The sequence below is a fragment of the Saccharomonospora glauca K62 genome, from assembly GCF_000243395.2.
Lineage (GTDB): Bacteria > Actinomycetota > Actinomycetes > Mycobacteriales > Pseudonocardiaceae > Saccharomonospora > Saccharomonospora glauca.
The window spans coordinates 882,244-895,766 of the sequence record NZ_CM001484.1; the positions used below are offsets into that span (position 1 = coordinate 882,244).

The window sequence follows — 13,523 nt, forward strand, 5'->3', positions numbered from 1 at the left end:
TCAACGTTCGGTGTCGCCGGGCTCGGGTTCGGTGTCCGGTTCGGTCTCGGGTCCGGCCCGCTCCCGCTGTTCCCGCTGTTCCCGCGCCGCGTTGTGTTCGGCCACGGCGAGGACCACGCCGCGGACCGCGGCCACCACGGGAACCGCGAACAGCGCTCCCGCTATGCCGCCTTCCGCGCCCCCGATCACCAGCGCCACGAGCACCACGGCGGGGTGCAGGTTGCTGAAGTTGCCCTGCAGGAGGGGGTGCAGCACCTGGCCTTCGAGCTGCTGTACCGCCAGCACCACGCCGAGGATGATGAGCGCGGCCACGAGCCCGTTGCTGACGAGCGTCACGGCCACCGAGAGGAAGCCCGAGACCACGGCGCCGATGTACGGGATGAACCCGCCGATGAACGTCAGTGCCGCGAGTGGCACGGCGAGCGGTACCCCCACCACCGCGAGGCCGATGCCGATGCCGAGCGCGTCGATGAGCGCCACAAGTGCCGTCACCCGCACGTACAGCACCACGCCGCGATAGGCCCGACGCCCGGCGTCGTCCACGACGGCACGGGTGCTGGGCCGCCACGGCAGCAGCGTCGCCGCCCACAGCCGTGGACCCGCGTAGAGGAACATGATGAACAGCACCAGGGCGATCACGAGGCCGACCAGGAACGCCCCCACGGTGCTGAACGCCGTGAGCGCCTGGGTGATCACCTGGCCTTGGTTGCCGCCGAGCCACTCCTGTACCCGGCCCAGTAGTTCACCGCTGCGGGGGAAGGGGCCCTGCGCCAACCAGGACTCGACGCGTTCGATGCTCTCCAGCACTCTCAAACGGAGTTCGTCGTAGGAGTCGATGATCGAGAACACCACGAAGGCGACGATCCCGCCCACGACGACGAACCCCAGGACGAGCGCGGTGAGCACGGCGAGGGAGCGGGGCCAGCGGCGTTTGGTGAGCCACCCGACGACGGGTTCCAGCATCGCCGTCAGCAGTAACGCCGTGAACAGCGGGATGAGGACGTAACTGAGGTGCTTGGTGATGTTTCGCAGGGCCCACAGCGCTGCGAACAGCACGAGGAACTGGGCGGCGATGACGGCTGCGCGACGGAGAGTGCCCGAGGTGAACCTCACGGCGGTCTCGGACATGACACCTCCAGCGACACCCCACGAACTTCGGGCCGGGTAACCGCTGTCGAAGAGATCAAAACCCGGATGGGAGCGAGTGCACGACGCCGGGTGAGGTGACTGTTTGTCATCGCCGGAACGGGGTAGCCCCGCGGTATGGGCCCGGTGACGAGCGCGTTTCGGCGAGCGTGGAGGACGCGCGGCCGTTACGAAGGGTGGACGTCCCGGCCGTTGGGTGGACATGCGGGCGGGCCGGCGCCGTATGCGGCCGTCACGACGTCGACGGCGGTGGAGCGTGCGGAAAGGATGCGGCACGTCGTGGGCGGGGTGGCGACCACCATGCTCACCGCTGTCGCGGCACCCGACCTACTCGGCTATGACGGGAGCGGGCGGCTCCCGCACGCGGCCGGCTCGAAAGCCAACGGGGACTGAGCGTCTTTTCTCGGGAGTACGTCATGTTGAGCCACCACGAACGGCGGGAGCTGGAACGGATCCAGGAGTGGTTCGAGCGCGACGACCCGCACCTTGCCAGGGCTCTCGGACAGGTCGGCGGCCCCGGTGGGTGGGCGCGCTCCCGCGCCCTGCGGTACACGATCGACGCCCTGGCACTCGGCCTCATCCTGTTGGGCGCGGTGACGCTCAACTTCGGATTGATCTTCTTCGGGGCGGTGTGCCTCGCGGCGGCGGCGTGCCTGCACGTCACCCGGTGGAACGACACCGCGCCCCGGCACCGACGGTTGGACTGACGCGGCCCGGTGCGGGGCGGGCGGGGATCAGGCGTTCCAGGTTCGACCGGTGAGCCGCTCGTACACCTCGATGTAGCGTCGCCGTGTGGCCTCCACCACCTCGGGCGGAAGTGCCGGTCCCGGCGGGGTCTTGTCCCAGCCGGTGGAGGTGGCCCAGTCGCGCACGTACTGCTTGTCGAAGGAGTACTGCGGCCTGCCGGGTTCCCACTCGTCGGCGGGCCAGAAGCGGGAGGAGTCGGAGGTCAGGACCTCGTCGGCGAGCGTGAGTCGGCCGTCGGCGTCCCAACCGAACTCCAGTTTGGTGTCGGCCACGATGATGCCGCGTTCGGCGGCGTAGCGGGCGCCTTCGCGGTAGATGCGCAACGTCAACTCACGCAGCTGTTCGGCGGTCTCGCGACCCTCCTGCGCGACGACGTCGTCGAACGTGATCGGCAGGTCGTGGCCGGAGTCGGCCTTGGTGGTGGGAGTGAAGATCGGCTCGGGAAGTTTGCTGCCCTCCACGAGACCGGGAGGCAGCGGCACCCCGCACACGCTGGAGGAGCGTCGGTACTCCGCCAGTCCCGAGCCGGTGAGATAGCCCCTGGCCACGCACTCGACCTTGATCATGTCGAGCGGGCGGCAGCGCACGGCCCGACCCGCGAACTCGGCGGGGACGTCGGTTGCCGAGATGAGGTGGTTGGGCACGAGGTCGCGGAACCGCTCGAACCACCACACCGACAGTTGTGTCAGCAGCTTGCCCTTGTCGGGGATGGGAGTGGGCAGCGGCACGTCGTACACCGACACGCGGTCGGAGGCGACGAGCAACAACTCACCTCGGTCCTCGTACAGATCGCGGACCTTGCCCGCATGCAGGTGCTTCACCCGCGTCATCGTAGTTGGCCCCGGTTCGGGCTCCTCGGGGACGTGGCCCCCGAACTGTGCGGCAGATCACGTCCTGCCATTGTGGACTGACGCGGTGTGCCGCAGTCTGACGCGCCACTGTGGACTCGTTTCGGAATTTTCCGCTCTGTTTCAGGAAAGTGTGGGTTTTCCGTGATCGTGACACAGAGCGTTCGGTTGAATACGTGAAGAGTTTCCAACCAGTAGGATTTGGCTGTCGGTTCGGGGGACTGAAACCTCGGCGCGCGTGGTGCCGATGGATCTTGAGGAGGCGTGCTCGGACGTGGCAATGCCCCAGGGAGCGCTGGACCCGGACGGGGCGGCCGGTGAGGTCGTCCCCAACATTGCTCGTATCAGGCACTTGTGGTTGGGCGGCGATCGTCACAGGCCCGACGACGGCGAGATGGCACGGCGTATCGAGTTGTGCGGTCCGCACATCCCTTACCTGGTCCGCGAACAGCGTGCGCTCGTCCGGCGCCAGGTGCGCTTTCTCGCGGAGCGGGGGATCACCCAGTTCCTCGATCTCGGTTCGGGGCTGCCCGACCAGGGCTACGTGCACCACACGGCGCGAGAGGTGAACCCCGAGTCCAGGGTGGCGTACGTGGACATCGACGGCTCGATCGCGTCCGATGCCGCGGCACTGCTCGAAGGTTCGGCGAATGCGCGGTTCGTGGTGGCGGACTGCCGTGACGTCGCCGGTGTGCTCGACCACCCCGACGTGCGCGCGGTGCTCGACCCCACCGAGCCGTTCGCGGTGCTGATGACCGAATTGCTGTTGCACATACCCGACTCCGAGAACCCGGAGGGGTTCGTGGCGTCCTGGGTGGAGGCCATGCCGTCGGGGAGTTACCTGGCCATGTCCCACTTCGGTGAGGACGACCAGGTGCTCGAAGGCTTCCAGATCTTCGAGAGCCTGAAGTTCGGGCGGTTCCCCAGAGTGAACCTCCGTTCCAGGGAGCGAGTGGCGGAGTTCTTCACCGGGCTCGAACTCGTCGAACCGGGTGTGGTGCCCGCGCCGTTGTGGCGTCCCGAACCGAACACGGAGACGGTGCGCAACCCGGCCGAGGTGCGCATGTACGCGGGGGTGGGGCGGAAGGGCTGAGCCCGGGGGCTTCACCTCACCAGAGCGATACCCACGATCGCCAGGTCCGCCACCAGCACCATCGGCATGGCGGTGACGCGGAGCCGATGGGAACTCACCGAGGCACCCGCCGCGACCCGGCGGCTCAGCGTGACGGTCGAGGCGGTGAACACCGCGTGCCCCGCCGCGCCCACGGCCGCCGCGAGCGCCCCGGCCGACCACCACAGTCCCCACACGAGGACCGCGAGACCGAGCGACAGCAGCAGACGGGCCACGTGCAACGCGCCCACGGCACCACGGCGCACACTCGTCGTTCGCTGCCCCGCCGCGGCGTCGGCGTCGCGGTCGGGAACCGACCACCACACCACGCGCCCCACGGCCAGCACGGTCAGCCCGGTGAAGACCAGAGCGGTCGGTGTCGGCACGTCGGCACGCAGTGCGGAGTGCGTGAGCAGACACGGCAACATGACGGCGCCGCAGGCGAACACCACGGCGCCCGCGAGCCCTCGCGACTTCAGGCGTACCGGTTCGACGTTGTAGAGCACGTGGGCGACGCCCGTTCCCGCGGCAGCCAGCACCACGCCGAGATGCCCGGTATGGAGGGATACCGCGAGCGCGAGGAGCAGTCCCATTGAGGCTTCGCCCGCGGCGAGCCGCAGCGCGCCCCGCCTGCCGAGCCGGTGCGCGGCGGAGGCGAGCCGCGAGCGTTCGGCGTGGCGGGAGTCGCTGTCGAGGTCGGCGGCGGTGTTGAGCACCAGGCCCGCCTCCATGAGCAAGATCGCGGCGGCGACGGCGGCCAGCGCGGGCCAGGTCAACACGTCCGCGGGCGCCGCCGCGGCGAAACACACGCCCCACAATGCCTGGCACAGCGTATTGAGCCAGAACGGGAACTCCAGCCGGTGAACGGCCGCGAGCTCTCGTGCCGTCAGTCGTGGCATGCCGTGACCTTCACGCGCAGCCGGGACGACGGCGCCATCGCGTGCCCCCGCAACTGCAGTTTCCCGGCGGAGGGGTTCACGAGGCGCCACTCGCGGCGCCGCAACACCGTCGCGGTGATCACGCGGAGTTCCAGCAGCGCGAGCTGGCTTCCGAGGCACCGCCTGCTGCCGCCTCCGAACGGCAGGTAGTGCGACGGCGAGAACTTGCGGCCGAGGAACCGCGTGGGGTCGAACCGCAGCGGGTGGGGGAACACGTCGTCCTGCCGGTGGGCGAGGTAGATGCTCGTCGTCAGGGTGGTTCCCGCGGGCAGCGTTCGGCCGAGGAGCTCGGTGGGCTCGCGCAGGCGCCGGTTCTCGGCGACCGTCACCGGGGGAGCCAACCGTAGTGCCTCGGAGATCACGGAGTTGAGCAACGGTACCGCCGAGGCCGGGGGCGCGTCGTCGGTGGTGGAGTCGAGCTCGGCGAGCACGTCCCGGCGCAACGACTCGTCACGGGCCAGCCAGTACAGGGTCCACGCCGCCGCCGATGCCGTGGTCTCGTGCCCGGCGAAGAGCAGCGACACGAGTTGATCCCGCAGCTCGGCCGAGTCGTCACCGAGTCCGGACAGCGGGCCCTCGGCGTTCAACAAAAGCGAACCCAGCGTCGGTGGTTCGTGGCCGCGTCCCTCGCGGGCCCACGCCACGAGCCGGGCGTCCAGGTCCGGTCCGGAACGGGGCAGTCCGCCTCGCAGGAAACGATGCGCCAACGTGCGGGGCCGGGAGCCGAGCGCGTCGTCGATCCAGGTGGTGAAGTCGTCGAGGATCGTGCCGGTGCGATCGTCCACGTCCCCGAGCACGAGCCGGGCGATGACCCGCAGGGCGACGTGCCGGGTCCAGTCGGCCAGCGCCACGGTCCGTCCCACCCGCAGCGAGTCCACCGCCCGGTGCACGGTCTCGGAGATCAGCGGTGTGTAGGCCGTCAGCCGGCGTCCGCGCAGCGGCGGTCCGAGCAGTTTCCGGTAGGCGGTGTGCCGGGGGCCGTCCACCCACAGCAGCGAGTGGTCGCCGAACAGCGGTTTGAGGCTGCGGCTGCCCGGATGGTCGAGTTCGGAGTCCGCGCCGAACAGCGTGCCGATGGTCTCGGGCTCCCAGACGAGCAGCTTCGGCGGATCGTCCGCCAGCCGCACGTGTCGTGCCGGATCGGTCCGGTGGGCGTCCAGAAACGGCAGTGTCCGCAGCGCCATCCGCAATTCGGTGCGATTCATACCGTTCTCGTCGATACCGTCAGGTCGTCCTCGGTCAACATCGGCGCGGTGCGGGGGTCGGTGTGTGCCGCGTAGAGGGCCGCCAGCATCTCCGTGCGGATGATGCGGGTGGGCGTGTAGACGTCCTTGTCGTGCCACAGCGGCGGGTGAGGACTGGCGTCCTCCCAGTGGTCGAGCAGGTACCGCGCCCCGCGCGCGGCGGCTCGCGCGACGGCCTCGTCGTCCTCTGCGCCCGCGACGAGGAGTGTCCGCACCGCGTACGCGGTCTCCTCGCGGGTGCCGAACCACCGGCCCCAGACGCCGCCCTCGCGTTCGGTGGCGAGGACCCAGCTCACGGCACGTCCCAGGGCGGCTCGAGCGGCCGCGCCACCGTGACGAGCGAGCGCGACCGTGCAACAGAGGGTGGCGTAGTAGGGGGACGCGTGCCACTTGTCCGTCCAGCTTCCGTCCGGGAGCTGGTTTTCGACGAGCCATCCCACCACGGTGACGAGGCTGTCGGAGCACCACTGTCGTCGGGAGTCGTCGAGGGGAGAGGTGTCGGGTGGAAGGGCGAGCAGGGTGCCCAGTGCCTGCGCGACGTGGGCGTTGGCGCTGGTGGACGGAGTGCGTTCCTCGGGGAAGCAGAAGAAGTGGTCCTCCCGGTAGAACTGCCGCAGGCAGTCCGGCGAGCGGGGGCTGCCGAGCAGGGCCAGGGCGTGCAGGCCGACCGCCGTGTCGTCGACGTCGACGGGCAGTCCCGCGCCCCCGGCCGCGCCGTCGTCGCCGAACGCGTCGTGCAGGCTTCGGAGGAGTTCGTCCGTCACCGACCGTGGAGCCGTGAGAGGCACTCCGGTTTCGAGCAGTGTGGACAGAATCCACGAGCGTTCGAACAGCGTCAGGGGCGCGGCGACGGGGACGCCGCCGTTGTCGTGCTGCACCGACAACAGATACGCCACGCCGGGGTGCTGCCCTTCCCGCAGTACGTCGTCGCCCAGCCAGGCCGCCGTGGCCGCGGGGGAGCAGCCCACGAGGCGACCGTCGACGGGCCGTACGGAGGCGGCGCCGCGCGCGGCCGGTCCGAACAGTTCCAGGGAGTGCCACAGTTTCTCGGGCAGGTCGTGGCCCTGCGCCAACGCGTCACGGATCGCGTCGAGCAGGTCGGGTCGCGTGCCGGGGGGCTCGGGCAGTGGGGTCCGCCCGAGCCGCGTGAGGTGCGCGTTGATCTCGGACAGCAGCGCAGGGACGACGAGTTCCACGGCGACGGTGTCCGGCAACGCGCCCGCCAGGGCCAGCCGACGGGACAGGGCCTCCACACCGCGGTCGGCTGCCCGGCCCACCTCCGGGTCGGCGCCCGGCCGTCCCCGTTCGGTGAGCAGTGCCTCCGTGGCGCTCAGGGTGGTGACGACGTCGTACTCACCCGGACCGCCCCAGTGGCCGTCTTCCCGTTGCGTGCGCAGCAGGAAGTCCACTCGCTCCCGGTGGTGTGGCAGCGAGGGAGCCAGGGTGACGAGTCGTCCGGTCTCGTAGACGCACGGTTCGTACTGACCGTTCGGGTCGGAGGCCATGTCGGTGAGCAGGGCTCGTACTGTCTCGGCCGTACGGTCCAGCCAGGACACACGCGGTGTCATGCGGCACTCCTCGGCAGCCACGTCGGGTCGGTCGCTTCAAGATCTAGTAGCCGATCGGCCACCGAACGTAGCACCGTTCCCCGCTCCGCGAAATGATCTTGGTACGAACGGAGCAGCCGCCCGTGCTCACCCGTCGGACGTCACGACCCGGAACTCCGCGCTCGTGCCGGTGAACTCCCGTACCGTTCCGGACAGGCTCTTGGCGTCTCCGTAATAGCGGATGCGGTAGGTGCCCTCCGGGGTGTCCGAGGGCACGTCCCAGGACACGGTCACCTCCGAAGCGGACACTCCGCGGCGTTTCCAGCGCAACGTGGTCGACCAGTCCCCGTCGTCGGCGACTCGCCGCCATTGGCCCTCGACGAGCCGTTGCACCTCCAGGTACGTGGCCCCTCGGTGCAGATCGTTGCCGGGATGCGCGCCCGCGAAGACGGCCGTGGCCCGCTCGCCGGGAAGATAGACCGACCTCGGTTGGGTCAGCACGTCACCGAACTGCTTGCCCAGCGGGGGAGTGTCGAGGACGACGCCGGGTTGCAGCGTGAGCTGTCGGTCCGACAGGTCCGGAGGCGCGGTGCCCACGGGCGGGGTCTCCCCGTCGCGCAGCGCGGTGGCCAGGTCGTGGGCGGTCTGCCGGAAGGCGTCGAGTTCCCAGCGGCCGAACAGCGTCGAGCCGCCCTCGTAGTGCTGGGCGTCGTACTCCTCGGGGGTGGTGACGTAGTGGATGTAGCCGTTGCTGTACCCCGCGACGAGCACGTCGCGTACGTCCGCCCCCACCACCTCGGCCACGGTCCGGCGCAATCGCAGGCCCGCCGTGATCGTCACCTCGCCGGGGATGGCCACCAGGTACAGCGAACCGATGCGAACGAGCTGCACCGGCACCGTCTCCGCCACCCACGGGTACAGGTCGTTCATCGCGCCGATCGGCACCGCCACCCCCTTGGGGGCCTGGCACTGCCTCAGTTCGGGCGAGACCTCGTAGAGAATCTTGTCCGACACCGCGTCGAGCACCGGGTTGTCGCCCTCGGCGAACAACGGGAACGCCGGACCGTCCTCGGTGCTGCCCGCCGCCATGGCGGCTCCGACGGCCGGGTCGCAGGTGCGGTGTTCCCGGCCGTCGGCGGTGAACTCCGGGCGCACGGTGACGTCGGAGAGGTCGACGTAGACCGTGGCGGCGTCGAGGCCGCCGTGCAGGTGGGTGCCCGGATCGTCGAGTTGGCCCGAGGCGGCCCGGTACTGCCGTAGTCCGATCTCGTGCGTGCGATGCCGGTCCTCCGGGGTGGACGGCGGGGTGAGATCGAGGTTCGGGGTCATGTCACCCGCGTTGGTCTGCGCGAACGCGGCCACGAAGTCGGGGGTGTCGTCGGAGAGGTAGTCCACCCCCTTCACCTCGCGTTCCCAGTGGTAGGCGGCGTAGCCCTTGTTGTCGGCGCTGATGAGCCGGTTGTCGCCCGACATGCTCGTGTTGTGTGTCGGGAACCAGTTGATCGCGCCCACCACGTCGTCCCCGCGCTCGATCCGCACCAGGGTGGTCTGGGGGTCGATGGCGTCGGGGAAGAACGCGCGTTCGGCGTCGGGGTTGCGGTCGAACGCCTCCTTCGACCGGTTGGCGCTCGCGTTGGTCAGTTGGGAGTGGGTGAGCCGTAGCTCCGACGGGGCGAGGTCCTCATGCGCCCGGCGCACCGACTCGACGATGCCGTCGGTGATCGCCTCGAAGGTCTTGGCGTGGTAGCCCAGCGTGGTGAGGTTGTAGAGCAGGTGGTGCGAGTACCCGCCGGGTCCCGAGTGGGTGTGGGTGGCGGTGAGGAGCACGTTCTGCTCGGTGTAGAGGTCGCCGTACTCGTCGGCGAGCCTGGCGAGTACCTCCCGGTGCACGCTGGAGAAGATCATTGGTGAGTCGAGCACGACCAGCAGCACCCGTTCGTCGGTGGCCGCGTCGACGATGACGAAGGATCGCGCGCGCAGTCGGGTGTGGAGTCCTTCGGCCTGTTGGTCCAGGCGTCCGTAACCCATCATGCCGACCTCGGCGATCTCGCCGGTCACGTCGGCGATCCCCCGCCCGACGAGGTAGCTCGTTCCGGACGCGACGCCGTGGGAGACGGCGGGTGGGGTGGTCGCCTGCTGGGCGTGTCCCGGTGTCGTCCCGGCGAGCGTGACCATGGCGAGTGCCGCCGCGACGGTGGCGGTGGTCCGCCGTCGAACCCGTTTCCGCATCGCGCCTACCTACTTCGTCGTAGATGTGAATGAGATTCACGATTGTGACGAGCGGTGGCAGGCGGCACAAGAGGCGAAACGGGGGAGGTTCACACTCCCCAGTCCGGGCGCAACGGCATGGACGACACCCCCGACGCCGACGTCTTCACACCCAGCACCTGGTGCAACTCGATGTGACGGCGCTCGAACGCCAGCCGGGACGCCGCCATGTAGAGCGCCCACACACGCGCCCGTCGGATGCCGGCCTCCCGCACGGCCTCCTCCCAGTTCGCGTCGAGGTTCGCGCACCAGGCCGCGAGGGTCCTCGCGTAGTGCTCGCGGAGGTTCTCCTCGTGTCGCACCTCGAAGCCGTTGTCCTGCATGGCCGACACGATGGTGCCCACGCCCTCCAACTCGCCGTCGGGAAAGACGTAGCGGTCGATGAACGGGCCCGTGCGATGCCGCGTCCGGGTGTCGGGGCGGGTGATGCAGTGGTTGAGCAGCCGCCCGCCCTCACGGAGCCGGGCGGCCAGGAACCGGAAGTATCCGGGCAGATTACGAGCGCCCACGTGTTCGGTGAGGCCGATGGAGGACACGGCGTCGAACCCGGTCTCGGTGACGTCGCGGTAGTCGCCGTGCCGCACCTCGGCGCGGTCCGAGAGCCCGCGTCGCCGCAGTTCCCGCTGTGCCCACGTCGCCTGCTCGCGGGACAACGTCACCCCCACGGCCCGCACCCCGTAGTGCTCGGCCGCGTGCGCCACCATGCCGCCCCAACCGCAGCCGACGTCGAGCAGGCGCATGCCCGGCCGGAGGCCGAGCTTGCGGCACACGAGGTCGAACTTGTGGAACTGCGCCTGCTCCAGGCTGGCCTCGTCGGAGGGGTAACACGCGCAGGTGTAGGCCATCGACGGACCCAACACGAGTTCGTAGAACCGGTTCGACACGTCGTAGTGCCGGGTGATCGACATGCTGTCGCGCCGCTTCGAGTGCCGCAGTCCGCGCAGCACCCTCCCGACCCGGCTCGGTGCCTCCTCCGGGGGCACGGGCACCCGGCGCAGATAGCGGGGACCGAGGTCGCGCACGAGTCCCCACACCTGGGTCGGCCGGAGCCCCTCCACCACGCTCCTCGCCGCGCGCAGCACCTCGTACAGGTCTCCCGTGACGCCGAGTTCGCCGGTCACGTACGCGCGCGCCAGACCGAGCTCGCCCGGCGCCGAGAGCAGGTAGGACAGCGCCAGGGGCGAGCGCACCTCGATGCGAAGAGGTGCGGAGGGATCACCCGCGCTGCTTCCGTCGTACGCGGTGACGGCCACGGGAGAGTCGGGGGGCAGCAGGCGGGCGATCGGTGAACACACCGTCGAGTCCGAACTCCTCGGCGCTCGCGTGGTCCTCCGTCCCTCGCCACGCGGTGGCGGGGACAACTGATGCCACGTGGTGCTGGGTGCCGCGTTGCCCATCCGACTCACACTCCTTTCCCCCGTCGTCGGGGCGGTGTCGTTCGGCGCTATTCGGATTTGACGCACTTGGCGTAGAGATCCAGCAGGCGACCTCGGGGATCGTAGCGGTGTTTGAGCCGCGCGTAGGCCGTTCCGTTGTACAGCCGCCAGAACGTCCGTTCGTCGTAGAACGCCTCCGAGTACAGCGACTTCCGGCCCCCGAGCTCGGTCACCTTCGCCTCGACCGCCCGGTTGTGCTCGCCGCGGGGCGCGTCCTTCCGCACCGGCACCGTGCCCCAGAAACCGAAGTTGACGTACAACGTGTGTGGGTCGAGTTCGTAGAGCGGCCACTGCCGGTCGGGATGCCGCTGTCGCACCGGGCAGATCCACACGGGACTGATGCGGATGTCGCGGTGCAGGAAGTCGAGGAACTCCGGCGCGGCGTCGACGGGTATCTCGACGTCCTGCACCACGGGCTCCCGGCGTGGTCTGCCCAGCAACCGGTTCACGCGATTGGACAGGTCGTACCGGCGGTCGAACGCCACGACCTTCCAGTACACGTCCGACCGCAATCGCTGCGGCCCCAGCAGCAGCCGCACCGGACGGTGTTGCACGCCCAGCGCGCGGGAGCACCAGAACCAGTCGGTGTCCCACCGCCAGAGGTAGTCCCGCGTGTGCAGGTAGTCGATGTCGCGTTCCCGGATGGACCGGTAGTAGATGTCCAGCCACGTGTAGTCGCTGAGCTTGGGGGCCTCGTCGGTGAACGTGCCCAGCGTCAGGTACAGCTCGTCCGGACCGAACACCGTGCCGTCGACGAAGTCCGCCGTGCCTTCCGCGCAGACCCTGGCCAGCTCGGCGAAGTAGGAGCGGGGATCGGTGTGCCGTAGGTGCCGCAGCCGTACGTAGGGCCGTACCGGTTCCAGCTCGATACGGGCCCGCAGCGCGTAGCCGAGAGTGCCGTACGAATTGGGGAACCCGAAGAACAGCTCGGCGTGTTCGTTGTCCGGTCGAGCGACCACCACCTCGCCGGACCCCGTGAGGATCTCCAGTTCCAGCACCGACTCGTGGGGCATGCCGTTGCGGAACGACGACGACTCGATGCCGAGACCCGTGATGGCTCCCCCGATGGTGATGGTCTTCAGTTGCGGCACCACCATCGGCATCAGTCCGTAGGGCAGGGTCGCGTCGACCAGCTGTTCGTAGGTGACCATGCCTTCCACGTCGGCCGTACGCGCCACGGGGTCGACGTGGAGGACGTGCGTCAGCTCCGAGACGTCCAACCCCGGCGTGTCACGGCGCGATCGGGAACGGAAGAGGTTCGAGGTCCGCTTGGCCAGTCGCACCGGGAGGTCGGGAGGCTGCTCGGCGAATTGGGCTCGCAGTGCCTCCACGCGTTCCGGGTGTCCGGGAACGACGGAGAGAGACCGGGACGTGCCCGGTTCCGGATACGACGCCGACCGGTTGTCCAGCACCATGCACCCATGGTCACCCGTGGAGGTGGTCATTGCCAGACGAGTGGGCGGCATTCACTCCGTGCTGTTACCGGTTGGTCCTTCCGGGTGGCCGAATCCCGTCCGTCGATTCCGCCGCAAGCCGTGAAACACGGACGGTTGTGAATCCACATAGGACTATGCGGACGAGGGCGGCGCGCGCGACGTGCCCGGCAATCACACGGATGCAGGCTGCGGAGCCGGATGGGACGGGCCGATTTCCAACGGATCGGGAACGCGAGGCGAACGTGTTTTCCGCCTCCCCACCGGGTATATCCGCAAGATCGTTCAGCGTGCGCGAGAGGAGCGAGCGATGCGCGACATCGACATCGACCCCACCCGGAACGACGCCGACCCCGGCGACGCCACCTCCGGAGCCTCCACCGTGAGTGGGCGCGTCGACGCCGCCGCGTTCGACGATGACGACGACCTGGAACCCACCATCGTCAGGGGTCTCGACTAGGAAACGGCCCACCACGGTGCCGATCCGCCGTGGTGGCGGCCCGTGGTGGGCGGTACGTCTTCGGGGCGGGGCTCAACCGCGTCGACGGCGCTCCCCGACGTCGAGGTCAGGACTCGGGTTCCTCGCCGAAGGGCGGAGTCGCGGGGTCGTCGTCGGCGGGCGGTTCCGGATCGCGCCACTCCTCGGCACGGTTCGGGCGGTTGGCCTTCAACATGCCCTGCATCTCGGCCTTCAGCTCCTCGTCCTCACGAGGGCCGTGCGTGTCGCTCTCCCGGTGCATGTGCGCCTCCCTTCGTGGTCCCGCCTACCCGGTGTCCACCCGCGTGAAACGCCGGGTTGACCCTC

At 69.5% G+C, this 13,523-nt stretch carries 12 protein-coding genes; 3 read left to right on the forward strand and 9 right to left on the reverse strand.

Annotation, left to right across the window (positions count from 1 at the left end; genetic code table 11):
- Complete coding sequence (locus SACGLDRAFT_RS04270; RefSeq protein WP_005462062.1) at positions 1-1,128, reverse strand: AI-2E family transporter; 1,128 nt, start codon at positions 1,126-1,128, stop codon at positions 1-3.
- 434 nt (positions 1,129-1,562) lie between these two features.
- Here SACGLDRAFT_RS04270 and SACGLDRAFT_RS04275 point away from each other — a divergent pair, with 434 nt between their 5' ends.
- Positions 1,563-1,853 (forward strand): DUF3040 domain-containing protein, encoded by a 291-nt coding sequence (locus SACGLDRAFT_RS04275; protein ID WP_005462064.1) that lies wholly within the window; start codon positions 1,563-1,565, stop codon positions 1,851-1,853.
- Positions 1,854-1,880: 27 nt separating this feature from the next.
- Here the strand turns inward: SACGLDRAFT_RS04275 and SACGLDRAFT_RS04280 are convergent, their stop codons facing one another.
- Positions 1,881-2,723, reverse strand: coding sequence for a phosphoribosylaminoimidazolesuccinocarboxamide synthase (locus SACGLDRAFT_RS04280; protein ID WP_005462066.1), 843 nt, complete (start codon positions 2,721-2,723; stop codon positions 1,881-1,883).
- A 298-nt stretch (positions 2,724-3,021) separates the two neighbouring features.
- Between SACGLDRAFT_RS04280 and SACGLDRAFT_RS04285 the strand changes: the two genes are divergently transcribed.
- Positions 3,022-3,834, forward strand: a complete 813-nt coding sequence (locus tag SACGLDRAFT_RS04285) for an SAM-dependent methyltransferase (protein WP_005462071.1) — start codon at positions 3,022-3,024, stop codon at positions 3,832-3,834.
- 11 nt (positions 3,835-3,845) lie between these two features.
- On the opposite strand, the gene SACGLDRAFT_RS04290 is transcribed toward SACGLDRAFT_RS04285, so the two are convergent.
- The 6 genes from SACGLDRAFT_RS04290 to SACGLDRAFT_RS04315 all read right to left on the reverse strand — a co-directional run bounded on the left by SACGLDRAFT_RS04290 (position 3,846) and on the right by SACGLDRAFT_RS04315 (position 12,700).
- Positions 3,846-4,751, reverse strand: coding sequence for a UbiA family prenyltransferase (locus tag SACGLDRAFT_RS04290; protein WP_005462072.1), 906 nt, complete (start codon positions 4,749-4,751; stop codon positions 3,846-3,848).
- On the reverse strand, positions 4,739-5,995 hold the full coding sequence (locus tag SACGLDRAFT_RS04295; protein WP_005462075.1) for a cytochrome P450: 1,257 nt from the start codon (positions 5,993-5,995) through the stop codon (positions 4,739-4,741). The genes SACGLDRAFT_RS04290 and SACGLDRAFT_RS04295 overlap by 13 nt, the downstream gene beginning before the upstream one ends.
- Positions 5,992-7,602, reverse strand: coding sequence for a prenyltransferase/squalene oxidase repeat-containing protein (locus SACGLDRAFT_RS04300; protein WP_005462076.1), 1,611 nt, complete (start codon positions 7,600-7,602; stop codon positions 5,992-5,994). Before SACGLDRAFT_RS04300 ends, SACGLDRAFT_RS04295 begins: the two co-directional genes overlap by 4 nt.
- Positions 7,603-7,728: 126 nt before the next feature.
- Positions 7,729-9,810 carry a neutral/alkaline ceramidase gene (locus SACGLDRAFT_RS04305; protein ID WP_005462078.1) on the reverse strand — a complete coding sequence of 694 codons (2,082 nt, stop codon included), beginning with the start codon at positions 9,808-9,810 and terminating at the stop codon, positions 7,729-7,731.
- Between the two features lie 89 nt (positions 9,811-9,899).
- On the reverse strand, positions 9,900-11,246 hold the full coding sequence (locus SACGLDRAFT_RS04310; RefSeq protein ID WP_005462083.1) for an SAM-dependent methyltransferase: 1,347 nt from the start codon (positions 11,244-11,246) through the stop codon (positions 9,900-9,902).
- A gap of 47 nt (positions 11,247-11,293) precedes the next feature.
- Positions 11,294-12,700 (reverse strand): FAD-binding protein, encoded by a 1,407-nt coding sequence (locus tag SACGLDRAFT_RS04315; RefSeq protein WP_005462085.1) that lies wholly within the window; start codon positions 12,698-12,700, stop codon positions 11,294-11,296.
- A 328-nt stretch (positions 12,701-13,028) separates the two neighbouring features.
- Between SACGLDRAFT_RS04315 and SACGLDRAFT_RS22460 the strand changes: the two genes are divergently transcribed.
- Positions 13,029-13,178, forward strand: a complete 150-nt coding sequence (locus SACGLDRAFT_RS22460; protein WP_005462093.1) for a hypothetical protein — start codon at positions 13,029-13,031, stop codon at positions 13,176-13,178.
- A 106-nt stretch (positions 13,179-13,284) separates the two neighbouring features.
- Here SACGLDRAFT_RS22460 and SACGLDRAFT_RS22465 read toward each other — a convergent pair whose 3' ends face one another.
- Positions 13,285-13,458 carry a hypothetical protein gene (locus tag SACGLDRAFT_RS22465; RefSeq protein WP_005462095.1) on the reverse strand — a complete coding sequence of 58 codons (174 nt, stop codon included), beginning with the start codon at positions 13,456-13,458 and terminating at the stop codon, positions 13,285-13,287.
- Positions 13,459-13,523 lie beyond the last annotated feature (65 nt).

Excerpts from the sequence above, each read along its gene's own strand:
- SACGLDRAFT_RS04270 (WP_005462062.1), bottom strand. The coding sequence starts at position 1,128 with ATGTCCGAGACCGCCGTGAGGTTCACCTCGGGCACTCTCCGTCGCGCA.
- SACGLDRAFT_RS04275 (WP_005462064.1), top strand. The coding sequence starts at position 1,563 with ATGTTGAGCCACCACGAACGGCGGGAGCTGGAACGGATCCAGGAGTGG.
- SACGLDRAFT_RS04280 (WP_005462066.1), bottom strand. The coding sequence starts at position 2,723 with ATGACGCGGGTGAAGCACCTGCATGCGGGCAAGGTCCGCGATCTGTAC.
- SACGLDRAFT_RS04285 (WP_005462071.1), top strand. The coding sequence starts at position 3,022 with ATGCCCCAGGGAGCGCTGGACCCGGACGGGGCGGCCGGTGAGGTCGTC.
- SACGLDRAFT_RS04290 (WP_005462072.1), bottom strand. The coding sequence starts at position 4,751 with ATGCCACGACTGACGGCACGAGAGCTCGCGGCCGTTCACCGGCTGGAG.
- SACGLDRAFT_RS04295 (WP_005462075.1), bottom strand. The coding sequence starts at position 5,995 with ATGAATCGCACCGAATTGCGGATGGCGCTGCGGACACTGCCGTTTCTG.
- SACGLDRAFT_RS04300 (WP_005462076.1), bottom strand. The coding sequence starts at position 7,602 with ATGACACCGCGTGTGTCCTGGCTGGACCGTACGGCCGAGACAGTACGA.
- SACGLDRAFT_RS04305 (WP_005462078.1), bottom strand. The coding sequence starts at position 9,810 with ATGCGGAAACGGGTTCGACGGCGGACCACCGCCACCGTCGCGGCGGCA.
- SACGLDRAFT_RS04310 (WP_005462083.1), bottom strand. The coding sequence starts at position 11,246 with ATGGGCAACGCGGCACCCAGCACCACGTGGCATCAGTTGTCCCCGCCA.
- SACGLDRAFT_RS04315 (WP_005462085.1), bottom strand. The coding sequence starts at position 12,700 with ATGGTGCTGGACAACCGGTCGGCGTCGTATCCGGAACCGGGCACGTCC.
- SACGLDRAFT_RS22460 (WP_005462093.1), top strand. The coding sequence starts at position 13,029 with ATGCGCGACATCGACATCGACCCCACCCGGAACGACGCCGACCCCGGC.
- SACGLDRAFT_RS22465 (WP_005462095.1), bottom strand. The coding sequence starts at position 13,458 with ATGCACCGGGAGAGCGACACGCACGGCCCTCGTGAGGACGAGGAGCTG.